The following is a 13,394-nucleotide window of genomic DNA, read 5'->3' as shown; positions in this document are numbered from 1 at the left end:
GCCGGGGGCAACGCCCCTTTTTATTCGCTAACTGACGCGCCAAACGCGCCCGGAGACAGCACCACTTCTTGACGCAGCGCGCCGGTGATGCGGTCATGGATCAGGATGCGGTTGTCCTCGGTCACAATCGCCACCCAGCCGTCGCCCATGGTGACCGCCTGCGCCACCGCGCCGTCTTCCAGCACAAGGTTTTCCGGCAAGATTGGCCCATCGTCACGGAAGCGCATGACAAGCAGGACAACCAAGGCTAAAAGCCCGACAACCATCACCACCGTCATGCCCGTCACCAATAGGCGCAGGAAGCGCAGGTTGGCGGGTTCAATTGGTTCCGGAGAAGAGTCCATGGCTGAGGCCCTTGTAGAATTTGTGATTGCGGACAACCCGCCCAAACGTCTTGATAAGGCGCTTTCGCGCGATGTGCCAGTGGAAGCCAGCCTGAGCCGCACCCGTTTGGCGAAGCTGATTGCGGAGGGCAGTGTGACGCTGGACGGTGCGGTTGTGACCGATCCCAAGCTCAAAGTTGCGGGCGGCGAAACAGTGGTGATCACGGTGCCGGTGGCCGAAGAGAGCCACATCGGGCCGGAAGACATCCCGTTGGAAGTGATCTGGGAAGATGATGATCTGATTGTGATCAACAAGCCGGCGGGCATGGTGGTGCATCCGGCGCCGGGCACGCCCAATGGCACGCTGGTGAATGCGTTGCTGCATCACTGCGGCGACACGCTGTCCGGGGTTGGCGGCATGAAGCGGCCCGGGATTGTGCATCGGATCGACAAGGAAACCAGCGGGTTGCTGGTGGTGGCCAAAACCGACGCGGCCCACCAAGGGCTGGCGGCACAGTTTGAGGCCCACACCGTGGAGCGCTATTACCGGGCGGTGTGTTACGGCGTGCCGGATGCCAATGATCCGCGTCTGCGCGGCGTGCGCGGGGTGAACTTCGAGCCCGGCAACATCATGAAAGTCACCACTCATCTGGCGCGACACAAGACCGACCGACAGCGGCAGGCGGTGTTGTTTGAAGGTGGGCGTCATGCGGTGACAAGGGTGCGGATTGTCGAACCTTTTGGCAACCCTGCGGTGGCCTGTTTGGTGGAATGTTGGCTGGAAACCGGACGCACACACCAAATCCGCGTGCATATGGCCCATGCAGGCCACGGGCTGATTGGCGATCCGGTTTATGGCGGGCGGCGTAAGCTGGGCGAAAAGGCGATTGGTATAAAAGGCGCGGCGGCTGCCAAAGCCTTTGCGCGGCAGGCTTTGCATGCGGCTGTGTTGGGTTTTGAGCACCCGGTGACCGGTGAGGATCTGCGGTTTGAAGCGCCGGTGCCCGCAGATATGGCGCAGTTGATTGCCGACCTCGGCGGGCAATAATGCGCGAAAACCTGCCTGTAACAATCTGCACGTGGCTGTGAGAAACCGCGTCAGCCATGGAAACACCGCGGCAAAAAACTTACTGTGAGAGTCAGAATTTTGCGCGCCGAGGTTGAAACCTTCCGTTAGCGCCCTACATGGATGTTAAAGGTTTAAACATACGCGCAGTGAAGCAGCGTAAGACAGACAAGGGAGGCATCAGCCATGAGCAACTACAAAAATCTGCCGGCACCCACACCAGAAGGTGGCCTCAACCGGTATCTGCAGGAAATTCGCAAGTTCCCGCTTCTGGAGCCAGAAGAAGAATACATGCTGGCCAAACGCTGGGTCGAAGAGCAAGATGCTGATTCCGCGCATAAAATGGTGACCTCTCACCTGCGCCTCGCGGCCAAGATTGCCATGGGCTATCGCGGCTACGGCTTGCCGCAGGCCGAGGTGATTTCTGAGGCCAACGTGGGGCTGATGCAGGCGGTGAAGAAGTTTGACCCTGAAAAGGGCTTCCGTCTGGCGACCTATGCCATGTGGTGGATCCGCGCGAGCATTCAGGAATATGTGCTGCGCAGCTGGTCCATGGTGAAGCTTGGCACCACCTCGGCGCAAAAAAAGTTGTTCTTCAACCTGCGCAAGGCGAAAGCCCGTATTGGCGCGTTGGAAGACGGTGATCTGCGTCCGGAAAACGTGCAGCGGATTGCCACCGACCTTGGCGTGACCGAGGACGAGGTGATCTCGATGAACCGGCGCCTGTCCGGTGGGGATGCTTCGTTGAACGCGCAGGTTGGCACCGAAGGCGAAGGCACCATGGAGTGGCAGGACTGGCTGGAGGATGAAACCGCCAATCAAGCTGCGGACTATGAGGCAAAAGACGAGCTGGACGCCCGTCGCGAGCTTCTGGTGGAGGCCATGGAGGTGCTGAACGACCGTGAGAAGGACATCCTGACCCAGCGCCGTTTGGCGGAGAAGGCGGTCACTTTGGAAGACCTGAGTGGTCAGTATGATGTGAGCCGCGAGCGGATCCGTCAGATCGAAGTGCGCGCTTTTGAGAAGCTGCAGAAGCGGATGCGCGAGTTGGCGGCGTCTCGCGGGATGCTGGCGGCGCATTAAACGCTTCGCAGATGAAAACAGAAACCGGCCCCATAGCGGGCCGGTTTTTTGTTGTCCGCGGGGGCGGAGCCGCTAGGGTGGGCGCATCAAATGGGAGCGCTATCATGACCACCTCACCTGTCCGTTGGGGCATCCTCGGAGCCGCCAATTTTGCCAAGACCACTATGGGCCCTGCGATCCATGCCGCCACTGGCGCAGAGCTTGCCGCCGTGGCCTCGTCCAGTGCCGAGAAGGTGGCTGGTTTTGCCGCCTTTGCGCCTGGTGTGCGCCACCATCAGAGCTATGAGGACATGCTGGCCGACCAGGAGATCGACGCGATCTATGTCCCGCTGCCCAACCATCTGCACGTCGCGTGGGGGATCAAGGCGCTGGAGGCGGGCAAGCCTGTGCTGATCGAAAAACCGGTGGGCATGGATGTGGCGGAGATCGACAAATTGATTGCCGCGCGGGATGCGGCCGGGTTGTTGGCGGCGGAGGCCTATATGATTGTGCACCATCCGCAATGGCAGCGGGCCAAAGCGCTGTTGGCCGAGGGTGCCATTGGCAAATTGGTGCATGTGAATGCGGCGTTTTCGTTTTTCAACGACGACACGGGTAACATTCGCAATCAGGCAGCGGCCGGTGGAGGCGGGCTACGCGACATTGGCGTATACGTGATGGGTGGTGTGCGGTTTGCCACCGGGCAGGAACCGGTGCAGCTCGACTATGCGCGGCTGCAATGGGAGCACGGCGTCGACACATTCGCCGATATGGGGTTCACCTTCGACGGCTTCACCTATCAGGCCTACACATCGATCCGCTCTGCGCCGCGCCAAGAGGTGCATTTCCATGGGGAAAAGGGGCTGATGACGCTGACCTGTCCGTTCAACGCGGGCAAATTTGATCAGGCGGAATTGCACATGTCGATGCCGGATCAAACCAAGCGGATCGAGCGCTTTCCGGTGGTGAACCAATATGTGCAGCAGGTGGAGGCCTTTGGCCGCGCCATTCGGGAGGGTGAGACCTACGCCTGGCCGCTGGAGCAGGCGCGCGGCACGCAAGCTATGATGGATCAGGTGCTGGCGCAGGGCTGACGCCGCGCAGTCAGGCACCTATCAGACAAAAGAAAACCCCTCGCAGGCCGGCGCTTGCGAGGGGTTTGTTGTTTGATCAGCAAGCCGGATTATTCGGCGGCGTTGCTCTCTTCCGCGGGCGCGGCCTCCGCAGAGGCTTCGGCCTTTTTGGAGGAACGGCGCGGTTTCTTCTCAGACTTTTCCGCAGGTGCGTCGGTCTTGTCTTCGGCCTTTTTGCGCGGTGCCCGTTTGCGGGGCGCTTTCTTTGGCGCAGGCGCTTCGGCCTCTGGGGTCTCCACCAGATTGCTTTCGGCCACGTCCACGATCAGGTCGGGCTGATCCGCCTCGGAGGGGTCCACAACGGGCTGCGCGTCAGCTTCCACAGGGGCAGGGGCCTTGTCGCGGGAGCCACCGCCATTGCCTTCACGTTCCTGACGTTCCATGCGCTCGCGGCGTTCGCGGTCGCGCTCGGCTTGACGCTCACGGTTCTGGCGGTCCTGCTCTTCGCGGCGCGCTTCTTGTTCGCGCTGCGCTTCGTTCAGCATGCGCTGGTAATGCTCGGCGTGCTGTTGGAAGTTTTCCGTGGCAACCCGGTCATTGCCCAACTGGCTGTCGCGGGCGAGCTGGTTGTATTTGTCGATCACCTGCTGAGGGGTGCCGCGCACCTTGCCCTCTGGGCCGGAGCTGTCAAACACGCGGTTGACGATGTTGCCGGAGGGACGGTTGCGGTTAGATTTATTCCGCGAACGTGACTTCGAAGATCTCATTGTTTTTGTAATCCAGCCTTGGTCAATGGCAATCGCTCATCCCGTTTCACGCCTCGTGCGCTCTGTCTTCCGGGGGCGACAATTTATGGCTTGATGTCCAATCGGGACCGCCCGCTAACGGGGCATCCACCAAAAGGACACGAACTTGATATTGCGCCTTGGGCGTTCGCACAAGTGCTTTTATCGCGCCAAAGCTTGCAAAAAGGAAAATTTGCGTGGGTTTTAGGCCTTTTGCCCGATCACCACGCGGTCGCGTCCGTCCAGATCGGGCTTGATGGCGACGTTTGTCAGGCCCGCATCCTTAAAGAGCGCAGCCACGTCTGGACCTTGTTGCCAACCGATCTCCACCATCAGCCAGCCACCCGCATTGAGGTGCGCTGGCGCGCCAGCGGCGATCTTACGATAAGCGGTGAGACCGTCGGCCTCATCTGTGAGAGCCATGCGCGGCTCGTGAGCGAGTTCCGGAGCGAGGAAGGGCATTTCATCGAGCGCGATGTAAGGTGGGTTGGAGACGATCAGGTCGAAGGTGCCCCCGACGACGGCATACCAGTCGCTTTCCTCAAAGTGTAGACGCGGCAAGACGCCGTGGCTGTCGGCGTTGCGGGCGGCCACCTTCAGAGCATTTGGCGACAGGTCGGTGGCGATCCCCAATGCGCTGGAGCGTTCAGTCAGAAGGGTCACAGCTATTGCGCCCGAACCAGTGCCGAGGTCCAAAACTTCAGAGAAGGGTTTTGTCAGGGCTTGGGCAATCAGGGTTTCGGTTTCGGGGCGGGGATCAAGCACATGTTTGTTGACCTCAAACCGGCGGCCATAGAACTCGCGATAGCCAAGAATATGGCTCATCGGTGTATGGTCAGCGCGGTCGACGGCAAGGAGATAGGCACTTTCCAGTTGGTCCCAAGAGAACTCCTCACGCAGGTGCAACGTTAGGCGGCTTTTGTCCACGCCAAGAACCTTCGAAATGATCAGCCTTGCATCCAAAGCTGCGCTGTCAATCCCGTCTCGACGTAGGTAGTCGGTGATAAAGACGATGCCGTCCTGAACCGTCTGGCTCACCCCTCCATCTCCGCCAGTGCCGCCGCTTGGGCGTCTGCCGTCAGAGCGTCGATGGTTTCATCGAGATCGCCTTGCATCACCTGATCCAACTTATACAGCGTGAGGTTGATGCGGTGGTCGGTCATGCGGCCTTGGGGGAAGTTGTATGTACGAATGCGCTCGGACCGGTCGCCGGAGCCCACTTGCCCGGCGCGCTCGGCGGCGCGTTCATCGGCCAGACGTTGGCGTTCCAGATCAAACAGACGGGTTTTCAGGACCTGCATCGCGATCTCACGGTTGCGGTGCTGGGACTTTTCGGAGCTGGTCACGATGATGCCGGTGGGCAGGTGGGTGATGCGCACGGCGGAATCGGTGGTGTTCACGTGCTGACCGCCAGAACCGGACGCGCGCATGGTGTCGATGCGGATGTCGTTGGCATCGATCTGGATATCCACGTCTTCGGCTTCGGGTAGTACTGCGACGGTGGCGGCGGAGGTGTGAATGCGCCCGCCGCTTTCGGTGGTGGGTACGCGTTGTACGCGGTGCACGCCGGATTCGTATTTCATGCGGGCGAAGACGTTTTCGCCTTTGATATGGGCCACAACCTCTTTGATGCCGCCCAGTTCGGTGGCGTTCTCTTCGAGGATTTCCAGCTTCCAGCCGCGGGTTTCGGCATAGCGCTGGTACATGCGCAAGAGATCTCCGGCAAACAAGGCCGCTTCGTCGCCGCCAGTGCCAGGGCGGATTTCCAGAATGGCGGGGCGGGCATCTGCGGCGTCTTTGGGCAGGAGCGCGAGTTGCAAGGCGTGCTCGGCTTCCGGCAAAGCAGCGCGCAACTCTGGTAGTTCTTCTTCGGCCAGATCCTTCATGTCTGGATCCGTCAGCATCTCTTCGGCTTCTTCGATGTCGCTGAGAAGCTTTTGGTACGCCTGCACCTGCTCCACCACAGGTTTGAGATCGGAGTACTCTTTGGCGAGCGCAGCAATATCGCCGCTGCCCTCGGCCATTTGGGCCTCAAGGAACTCAAAACGTTGGGTGATCTGATGCAGTCGTTCTATCGGTACCATGCCGCTAAGTGGGACAATACGCGGGTTTGGTCAAGGGCGGGGTTTGCGCTATACTGAGCGTATGAAACAGCTGACCCTGATATTTGCCCTTTTGGCGAGCACGGCCACAGCGGATGGCATGATCAACGGCGTGCCGGTGGATTGCTACTGTACCGACAAACAAGGCCAGCGCATCGAGATTGGCGAGACCATCTGTTTGCAGGTGGATGGGCGCATGTTTATGGCGCAGTGCCAGATGTCGCTGAATGTGCCGATGTGGCGGGAGATTTCGCCCGGATGCCTGAGCTCCAGTCTGAATGCGCCGTTACAGAGCGTCGATCCAAGCCTCGACGCGGTTGGCGTTCACGCCAAAATCCTTGCGTCCAAATCGTGAGCGGCCAAAGACCTTGAGCATGTCACCGTCCTGATAGGCGGTGGTGTAATCGGGGTAGGCCAGGAGCTTGGAGCGGGTCACATAGGTGACCATGCCCTCGTCGACAGAGCCGGCAAGAACGGTGGTGCGCGGCGTACCGACCGCCACTTGATGAAAGCGGGCCAGACCGTCGCGGCCTGACATCACCAACCGCCGGACGGAGTTCTCGTTGTCGCTGTCATGGGCGACCTGCGGCTCCTTGTGCCATTTGGCGGTATCGCTTGGCGCCACGCGCACGTAGATGGCAAAGCCAATGGCCAGCACAACGATCAACCATAGAAATGTCATTTTCCGCACCCCACTCTCACAGGCCGAAGCGCTGCGCCCCCGTTTTAGAGATCATACGCTTTGGCGCGCCGGGTGGATCACCCGACGCCTGCAACCTAAGCGGCGCCTGTGCTGGTTTCCAGAGGGGTGCGAATTAACGCCGCGTCCATCCCCAGAGGCAGATCAGTTCCAGGGCAATATGCGCGCCGGCCACGGCGGTGGCGCCGGTGGTGTCAAAAGGGGGGGAGACCTCGACCACGTCGCCGCCCACCAGATTGATGCCGGCAATGTCGCGCAGGATGATGCTGGCTTGTCCACTGGTGAGGCCACCCCAGACTGGCGTGCCGGTGCCAGGGGCAAAGGCCGGGTCCAACCCGTCGATATCAAAGGTCAGATAGGTTGGGTGGTCGCCCAGAATTTCGCGGATTTTTTGCGCCACAGCCACCGGGCCAGTCTCATGCACCTCGCGCGCGTCGATGATGTTGAAGCCAAGCGTGTCCGGGTTTTCTGTGCGGATACCAACTTGCACGGAGCGTTTGGGGTCGATCAGACCGTCTTTAACGGCCTTGTAGAACATGGTGCCGTGATCAATGCGGTTGGGTTCGTCATCGGCCCAGGTGTCGGTGTGGGCGTCAAACTGCAACAGGCTCAGTGGGCCAAATTTTTCGGCATAGGCCTTGAGGATCGGGTAGGTGATGTAGTGATCGCCGCCCAAAGCAATGCTGGCTGCGCCACCCGCGAGAATACCGCGAATGTGGTTGGTCAGAGCTTCGGGGAAGTCGGCCACGCGGGCGTAGTCAAAGGCCACATCGCCGTAGTCCACGATGTTCAGTTCGCTCATCGGGTCGTAGCCCCAGCCATAGGGCGGATCAAACGCCTGAATGGCGCTGGCCTCGCGGATGGCGCGCGGGCCAAGGCGAGTTCCGGGGCGGTTGGTAACGGCTTGATCAAAGGGGATGCCGGTCACGGCAATATCGACGCCGGTGAGGTCTTTGGAATAGCGGCGGCGCAGGAAGGACGTGGCCCCGCCAAAGGTGTTTTCAAAGCTCAAACCGCGCGGGTCGTCGCGGGTGAAGGCCATATCAACTTGGGTTTTGGCATCTTCCAGTGCCATGGGCGTGTTCCTTCCTGCAGAATTTGATCAAATTTCGCAAATTCACCGGAAAGGTCAAGCCTGAAGACGCTGTGCGGGCGATCTTGTGACAAGACCGCCCGCAAATTGCTTACAGCGGCTGCGCTGTTTCCACCAGACGGGCGAAAAACGAGGCGCCGATTGGGGAGATATCGTCGTTGAAATCAAACGCCGGATGGTGCAGGCCAGCCCCTTCGCCTGCGCCCAGGAAGAGGTAGGCGCCGGGGCGGGATTCGAGCATGTAGGAAAAGTCCTCTGCGCCCATTTCCATTCCTTGATCCGCGTTCACAGCCACGTCGCCAGCGATGTCGCGCGCCACGTCAGCGGCAAAGGCAGTTTGCGCTTCGTGGTTCACGGTGGCGGGGTAGCCCACGTCGATGTCCAGCACGGCCTCAAGCCCATAGGCGGCCGCGGTGCCTTTGGTGATCTCGTCCAGACGGCGGTGGATCATGGCCTGCACCTCTTTGTCAAAAGTGCGGATGGTGCCGTTGATGAAACCGCCATCAGGGATCACGTTGTCGGCGGAGCCGGCGTGAATCTGGGTGACAGAGACCACACATTCGTTGCGGGTGTCGTGGTTGCGGCTGACGATGGTTTGGATGGCGTTGACCATGGCCACTGCGGCCACCACCGGGTCGATGGTGTCTTGCGGGTAAGCGCCATGGCCGCCTTTGCCTTGCAGCTTGATGGTGAAGCTGTCCACAGCCGCCATGATCGGGCCGGGCGTGGTGTGGAACTCGCCAAGTGGCAGACCAGGCACGTTGTGGATGGCGTAGATGTCTTTCACGTCAAAGCGCTCCATCGCGCCTTCTTCGACCATCACACCGGCACCGCCGCCGTCTTCTTCGGCAGGCTGGAAGAACAGCGCCACGCGGCCGGAGAACTTGCGGGTCTCTGCGAGGTATTTGGCTGCGCCGAGTAGCATGGTGGTGTGGCCGTCATGCCCGCAGGCGTGCATTTTGCCGTCCACAGTGCTGGCGTGCTCCAGACCGGTGATCTCATCCATCGGCAGGGCGTCCATGTCGGCGCGCAGGCCCATGGTGGGGCCGTCGCCCTGACCGTTGATGATCGCAACCACGCCGGAGGTCGCAATGCCTTCGTGGATTTCGTCAACGCCAAACTCTTTCAGACGCTCGACCACAAAGGCGGCGGTGTCGTGGCAATCAAACGCCAGCTCGGGGTGGGCGTGCAGGTGGCGACGCCAGCCCTTCATTTCGTCGGAAAAATCGGCAATACGGTTTACAACAGGCATGGGTGGACACCTTCTCTGAATGGTCGTTCAGTTAACATCAAAAGCAAATTCCGGAGCGCGACGCAATGGCCGAAGATCCCCTTATTCTCAATCCCAACGGCGGATTGCCGCGACTTCTGGAGATCATGCGGCGTTTGCGCGATCCGGAGACCGGCTGCCCTTGGGATATTGCGCAGGATTTCGCGACCATTGCACCTTACACCATCGAGGAAGCTTATGAGGTGGCGGATGCGATTGAGCGCGAGGCCTGGGACGAATTGAAGGGAGAACTGGGCGATTTGCTGTTCCAGTCGGTGTTTCACGCACAGATGGCGACGGAGCGGGGATTGTTCACCTTTGACGAGGTGGCGGACACGATGTCGGACAAGATGGTGGCGCGTCATCCGCATGTGTTTGGCGACGAGAGCCGCGATAAGTCTCCTGAACAACAGACCCGCGACTGGGAAACCGTGAAGGCGGCGGAACGGGCAGGGAAGGCGCAGCAAGGCACGCTGGATGGCGTGGCGCTTGGGCTGCCAGCGTTGCTGCGCGCGGTGAAATTGCAGAACCGCGCGGCGCGGGTGGGGTTTGACTGGCCGGAAATCTCTCAAGTGGTCGACAAAATCGTTGAGGAAGCCGGAGAACTGGCTGAGGCACGGGACACGCTGTCGCAGGCGGAGATCGAAGAAGAGTTTGGCGACATGCTGTTTGTGATCGCCAATTTGGCGCGGCATTTGAAGATCGAACCCGAGGCGGCGCTGCGGGCCACAAATGCCAAGTTTGTCAGGCGGTTTGAGGGGGTTGAGGCCAAGCTCAAAGCCCGCGGAAAGACGCCTCAGGAGAGCGATCTTGCCGAGATGGATGCGCTGTGGGATGAGGTCAAAGCAGAAGAGAAGTCACGGAAAATTAATCCTGAATGAATTATTCAGGTATTGACCTGATTAAAAAACTCGGATTAAAGCGGCGTCATCGAAACCGTGACACCGTGAGTGATGACATGACCAAATTCCTTTCCACGTCGATCTTCTTTACAGCCGCTGCAGCCGTTGCCGCGCCAGTTCTGGCTGAAGAAGTCAACGTATACTCCTATCGCCAGCCTGAGCTGATCAAGCCGCTGACCGATGCTTTCACCGCTGAAACCGGCATCAAAGTGAACGTGGCATACCTAAAAAAAGGCATGATCGAGCGTCTGGAAGCCGAAGGTGAGCGTTCCCCTGCTGACCTCGTGCTGACCGTGGACATCTCCCGTCTGGCCGGTGTTGTGAACGCAGGTCTGACCCAGCCGGTGGAAAGCGACGTGATCAACGCCAACGTCCCAGCGCAGTACCGTGACCCTGGTAACCAGTGGTTTGGTCTGACCACCCGTGCTCGTATCGTTTACGCATCCAAAGACCGCGTGGCGGACGGTGAAGTCACCACCTACGAAGATCTGGCTGACCCAAAGTGGGCAGGCCGCATCTGCACCCGTTCCGGCACCAACGCCTATAACGTGGCGCTGACCTCCGCAGTGATCGAGCATCACGGTGAAGAGGGCGCAAAAACCTGGCTGGAAGGCGTGAAGTCCAACCTCGCACGCAAGCCACAAGGCAACGACCGCGCGCAGGTGAAAGCGATCTGGGCTGGCGAATGCGACATCTCCGTGGGCAACACCTACTACATGGGCAAGATGCTGGGTGATGAAGAGCAGAAAGAATGGGCCGACAGCGTGCGCATCGTGTTCCCGACCTTCGAGAACGGCGGCACCCATGTGAACGTTTCCGGTGTGGCGCTGACCAAATCTGCACCAAACAAGGACAACGCCATCAAGATGATGGAATTCCTGACCTCACCAAAGGCGCAGGAAATCTACGCGGAAGCCAACTTCGAGTACCCAATCGCACCGGGCACCGAAGCCTCTGATCTGGTGAAAAGCTGGGGCGCGTTCACCGCAGATGACGTGAACCTGATGACCCTCGCCGGTCACCGCTCCCAGGCGCTGAAAATCACCGAGCAGGTTGATTTCGACGGCTAAGCTGGCTGTTGAGAGAGACGAAGAAGGCGGCCTTTGGGGCCGCCTTTTTTACGTTTGCAGTAAACGTCCGCTTTTGTGGTGCAAATGCTGAGAGATATTCGAACGAGAGATCAGAGTTTCCCCCTTGTGCGTTCAAAAAAGTCCGTTTTGTTTACCGGAACTGGTAGTAAAAAAGGTACGCGGTATGCCCAGACGGACAATCAAAGACACGGATAAATCTCGCAACATTCAAGTTGAAGTCACAGGTGAGTTGAACTTGGACGCCATGGAGGAAGCTTTGATAGATGCGGCTTCGGCGCTGGGGTTGACCATGTCACACATCACCACATTGAGCCGCAAAAAGTACCCTAACAACCGGCATTGGCATTTCAAAGAAGACCTCAAGGCGAAGGGGTGTTTGGATGTGACTTATTGGCCGGCTGGACCGTTTTTTTGGATCACCATCAGGAACTATGAACCAGAGTGGGTTCATCGGTCGGGCAAGAGGTTGGCGTCGTTGATGGAAGAGCGGTTGGCGGAATTCTGACTAAGGAGTTCACCAGCATGAAGCGTGTGTAAACACCGCACAAGCTCCCAAATGAACGTTCGGGAACTTCTCTTTTTGGAAAAGTTAATCCAACCGCGCCCGTAGCACCCGCAGCATGTTCTCGCCCATAACCTTACGGATTTGCATCTCGCTCAATCCCGCGTCCATCAGCGCTTGTGTCAGGGCGGCCAGTTCTGACGTGTCAAACGCCGTGCCAACGGAGCCGTCAAAATCCGAGCCCAGCGACACGTGGTTTTCGCCCAACAGGTCCACCGCCGCTTTCACGGTTTTGGCCACACCCGCCGGGCTGTCGTCACAGGTTACATCCGCCCAATAGCCGATGCCCACCACGCCGCCGCCCTGGTCCATGCCGTTTTGCACAATGGTCTGCATCAGCGCGTCTTCATAGTTCCGTTTGACCGGACAGTTGCCGTAGATGCCGGTGTGGCTGACGATCATCGGCATATCGGTCATCTCGATCACCTCGCGCGCCACCTGTGGGCTGGAATGGGCCACGTCGATCACCAGATTGCGGTCTTCCACGGCTTTCACCACTTCGCGGCCAAAATCCGTCAGGCCTTTGTTGCCAATGCCATGCAGCGAGCCGCCCAGTGCGTTGTCAAAGAAGTGCTGTAGGCCAATCACGCGGTAGCCTACGTCTTGCAGTTTTTGCAGGTTGTCGAGGTTGCCTTCCAGCGGGTGGGCGCCTTCGATGCCCAACATGCCCGCAACCACGGTTTTGCCCGCGGCGCGGTCGGCCAGTACGGCGTCGAGTTCGGCTTTGGTGCGCACGATGCGCAACTGACCGTCAGAGCGGGCCTCCGCGTCATGCAGACGTTCGGCCTGATACACTGCGCGCTCAAAGATGCTGTCCCAGGTGCGGGGCGGCCACATCTGGCCTACGGCCAGAAGTGTGATGTTGTCGCGCGCATCAGCGGAGTTGCTGTCGTAGTTCTGGCCTGCAGGGGATTTGGTCACGGCGGTGAAGACTTGCACGGCCACGTTGCCTTCGATCAGGCGGGGCAGGTCGACCTGACCGCGATTGGCGAGCTCCAGCGGGTCGCGCTTCCACAGCAAGGTGTCGGCGTGCCAGTCGCCCACGGTGAGGCTGGCGTGCAGGTCTTTCGCGGCGTCGCTGACCTCATAAGGCGCGTGGTCCTTTACGGTGTTGCGCGATTTTTCCACGTGGCCCGGCGCAAGGATCAGAAAAGCAGCCACCGCCACCACAACAACCAACAACAGGCGTCCCAGCCATTTCCCCAACGTGCGCATGTGCTCTCCCCCAATGCGTGTGCTTGGTCGCAGCCTAGGAGCCGCGGCGTGTTTGTCAAAGGTTGACGTGGCGAGAGCGGTTTTTTGCGTGGGCTAGAGGTCGGGCTTTGAGATTGGGGTCAATCGTGAGAGTGTTCTTGGCATTAGAGC

15 protein-coding genes are annotated in these 13,394 nt (G+C 59.6%); 7 read left to right on the top strand and 8 right to left on the bottom strand.

What is annotated here, in order from left to right; all coding sequences use genetic code 11:
• Window positions 1–20: 20 nt before the first annotated feature.
• Window positions 21–344: a DUF6476 family protein gene (locus tag SIB92_RS06915; RefSeq protein WP_412555101.1), complete on the bottom strand. Its 324-nt coding sequence runs from the start codon at window positions 342–344 to the stop codon at window positions 21–23.
• Here SIB92_RS06915 and SIB92_RS06910 point away from each other — a divergent pair.
• From SIB92_RS06910 to SIB92_RS06900, 3 genes are all read left to right on the top strand, one after another.
• The gene (locus SIB92_RS06910; RefSeq protein WP_412555100.1) at window positions 343–1,371 is read left to right on the top strand and encodes an RluA family pseudouridine synthase; all 1,029 of its coding nucleotides are present in this window, start codon (window positions 343–345) and stop codon (window positions 1,369–1,371) included. The two genes, SIB92_RS06915 and SIB92_RS06910, sit on opposite strands and share 2 nt — an antisense overlap.
• 204 nt (window positions 1,372–1,575) lie before the next feature.
• A complete protein-coding gene (gene rpoH / locus SIB92_RS06905; RefSeq protein WP_412555099.1) occupies window positions 1,576–2,472 on the top strand; it encodes an RNA polymerase sigma factor RpoH in 897 nt (298 codons plus the stop codon).
• Window positions 2,473–2,576: 104 nt separating this feature from the next.
• The gene (locus tag SIB92_RS06900; protein ID WP_412555098.1) at window positions 2,577–3,545 is read left to right on the top strand and encodes a Gfo/Idh/MocA family protein; all 969 of its coding nucleotides are present in this window, start codon (window positions 2,577–2,579) and stop codon (window positions 3,543–3,545) included.
• Window positions 3,546–3,634: 89 nt separating this feature from the next.
• Here the strand turns inward: SIB92_RS06900 and SIB92_RS06895 are convergent, their stop codons facing one another.
• The 3 genes from SIB92_RS06895 to prfA all read right to left on the bottom strand — a co-directional run bounded on the left by SIB92_RS06895 (window position 3,635) and on the right by prfA (window position 6,393).
• A complete protein-coding gene (locus SIB92_RS06895; protein WP_412555097.1) occupies window positions 3,635–4,291 on the bottom strand; it encodes a DUF4167 domain-containing protein in 657 nt (218 codons plus the stop codon).
• A 222-nt stretch (window positions 4,292–4,513) separates the two neighbouring features.
• The gene (gene prmC / locus SIB92_RS06890; protein ID WP_412555096.1) at window positions 4,514–5,347 is read right to left on the bottom strand and encodes a peptide chain release factor N(5)-glutamine methyltransferase; all 834 of its coding nucleotides are present in this window, start codon (window positions 5,345–5,347) and stop codon (window positions 4,514–4,516) included.
• A complete protein-coding gene (gene prfA / locus SIB92_RS06885; protein ID WP_412555095.1) occupies window positions 5,344–6,393 on the bottom strand; it encodes a peptide chain release factor 1 in 1,050 nt (349 codons plus the stop codon). Before prfA ends, prmC begins: the two co-directional genes overlap by 4 nt.
• Window positions 6,394–6,454: 61 nt before the next feature.
• Between prfA and SIB92_RS06880 the strand changes: the two genes are divergently transcribed.
• Window positions 6,455–6,766: a hypothetical protein gene (locus SIB92_RS06880; protein WP_412555094.1), complete on the top strand. Its 312-nt coding sequence runs from the start codon at window positions 6,455–6,457 to the stop codon at window positions 6,764–6,766.
• On the opposite strand, the gene SIB92_RS06875 is transcribed toward SIB92_RS06880, so the two are convergent.
• The 3 genes from SIB92_RS06875 to SIB92_RS06865 all read right to left on the bottom strand — a co-directional run bounded on the left by SIB92_RS06875 (window position 6,698) and on the right by SIB92_RS06865 (window position 9,456).
• A complete protein-coding gene (locus tag SIB92_RS06875; protein WP_412555093.1) occupies window positions 6,698–7,093 on the bottom strand; it encodes a DUF1499 domain-containing protein in 396 nt (131 codons plus the stop codon). The two genes, SIB92_RS06880 and SIB92_RS06875, sit on opposite strands and share 69 nt — an antisense overlap.
• A 133-nt stretch (window positions 7,094–7,226) precedes the next feature.
• Window positions 7,227–8,186 (bottom strand): agmatinase, encoded by a 960-nt coding sequence (gene speB / locus SIB92_RS06870; RefSeq protein ID WP_412555092.1) that lies wholly within the window; start codon window positions 8,184–8,186, stop codon window positions 7,227–7,229.
• A 109-nt stretch (window positions 8,187–8,295) separates the two neighbouring features.
• Window positions 8,296–9,456 carry a M20 aminoacylase family protein gene (locus tag SIB92_RS06865; RefSeq protein WP_412555091.1) on the bottom strand — a complete coding sequence of 387 codons (1,161 nt, stop codon included), beginning with the start codon at window positions 9,454–9,456 and terminating at the stop codon, window positions 8,296–8,298.
• Window positions 9,457–9,521: 65 nt separating this feature from the next.
• Here SIB92_RS06865 and mazG point away from each other — a divergent pair, with 65 nt between their 5' ends.
• From mazG to SIB92_RS06850, 3 genes are all read left to right on the top strand, one after another.
• Window positions 9,522–10,355, top strand: coding sequence for a nucleoside triphosphate pyrophosphohydrolase (gene mazG, locus SIB92_RS06860; protein WP_412555090.1), 834 nt, complete (start codon window positions 9,522–9,524; stop codon window positions 10,353–10,355).
• 77 nt (window positions 10,356–10,432) lie between these two features.
• Window positions 10,433–11,446: a Fe(3+) ABC transporter substrate-binding protein gene (locus SIB92_RS06855; RefSeq protein ID WP_412555089.1), complete on the top strand. Its 1,014-nt coding sequence runs from the start codon at window positions 10,433–10,435 to the stop codon at window positions 11,444–11,446.
• A gap of 184 nt (window positions 11,447–11,630) precedes the next feature.
• Window positions 11,631–11,972 (top strand): hypothetical protein, encoded by a 342-nt coding sequence (locus tag SIB92_RS06850; RefSeq protein ID WP_412555088.1) that lies wholly within the window; start codon window positions 11,631–11,633, stop codon window positions 11,970–11,972.
• Window positions 11,973–12,056: 84 nt separating this feature from the next.
• Here the strand turns inward: SIB92_RS06850 and SIB92_RS06845 are convergent, their stop codons facing one another.
• Window positions 12,057–13,244 carry a dipeptidase gene (locus SIB92_RS06845; protein WP_412555087.1) on the bottom strand — a complete coding sequence of 396 codons (1,188 nt, stop codon included), beginning with the start codon at window positions 13,242–13,244 and terminating at the stop codon, window positions 12,057–12,059.
• Window positions 13,245–13,394 lie beyond the last annotated feature (150 nt).

Origin of the sequence: Shimia sp. MIT1388, assembly GCF_047124445.1 — a bacterium.
Taxonomy (GTDB): domain Bacteria; phylum Pseudomonadota; class Alphaproteobacteria; order Rhodobacterales; family Rhodobacteraceae; genus Shimia.
This window is presented reverse-complemented; position numbering and strand designations above follow the sequence as displayed.

What these genes read in the sequence shown, in the direction of transcription:
- mazG (WP_412555090.1), top strand. Translation starts at nt 9,522, where the DNA reads ATGGCCGAAGATCCCCTTATTCTCAATCCCAACGGCGGATTGCCGCGA.
- SIB92_RS06880 (WP_412555094.1), top strand. Translation starts at nt 6,455, where the DNA reads ATGAAACAGCTGACCCTGATATTTGCCCTTTTGGCGAGCACGGCCACA.
- SIB92_RS06850 (WP_412555088.1), top strand. Translation starts at nt 11,631, where the DNA reads ATGCCCAGACGGACAATCAAAGACACGGATAAATCTCGCAACATTCAA.
- SIB92_RS06865 (WP_412555091.1), bottom strand. Translation starts at nt 9,456, where the DNA reads ATGCCTGTTGTAAACCGTATTGCCGATTTTTCCGACGAAATGAAGGGC.
- SIB92_RS06855 (WP_412555089.1), top strand. Translation starts at nt 10,433, where the DNA reads ATGACCAAATTCCTTTCCACGTCGATCTTCTTTACAGCCGCTGCAGCC.
- SIB92_RS06895 (WP_412555097.1), bottom strand. Translation starts at nt 4,291, where the DNA reads ATGAGATCTTCGAAGTCACGTTCGCGGAATAAATCTAACCGCAACCGT.
- SIB92_RS06915 (WP_412555101.1), bottom strand. Translation starts at nt 344, where the DNA reads ATGGACTCTTCTCCGGAACCAATTGAACCCGCCAACCTGCGCTTCCTG.
- prfA (WP_412555095.1), bottom strand. Translation starts at nt 6,393, where the DNA reads ATGGTACCGATAGAACGACTGCATCAGATCACCCAACGTTTTGAGTTC.
- rpoH (WP_412555099.1), top strand. Translation starts at nt 1,576, where the DNA reads ATGAGCAACTACAAAAATCTGCCGGCACCCACACCAGAAGGTGGCCTC.
- SIB92_RS06900 (WP_412555098.1), top strand. Translation starts at nt 2,577, where the DNA reads ATGACCACCTCACCTGTCCGTTGGGGCATCCTCGGAGCCGCCAATTTT.
- SIB92_RS06875 (WP_412555093.1), bottom strand. Translation starts at nt 7,093, where the DNA reads ATGACATTTCTATGGTTGATCGTTGTGCTGGCCATTGGCTTTGCCATC.
- SIB92_RS06845 (WP_412555087.1), bottom strand. Translation starts at nt 13,244, where the DNA reads ATGCGCACGTTGGGGAAATGGCTGGGACGCCTGTTGTTGGTTGTTGTG.
- SIB92_RS06910 (WP_412555100.1), top strand. Translation starts at nt 343, where the DNA reads ATGGCTGAGGCCCTTGTAGAATTTGTGATTGCGGACAACCCGCCCAAA.
- speB (WP_412555092.1), bottom strand. Translation starts at nt 8,186, where the DNA reads ATGGCACTGGAAGATGCCAAAACCCAAGTTGATATGGCCTTCACCCGC.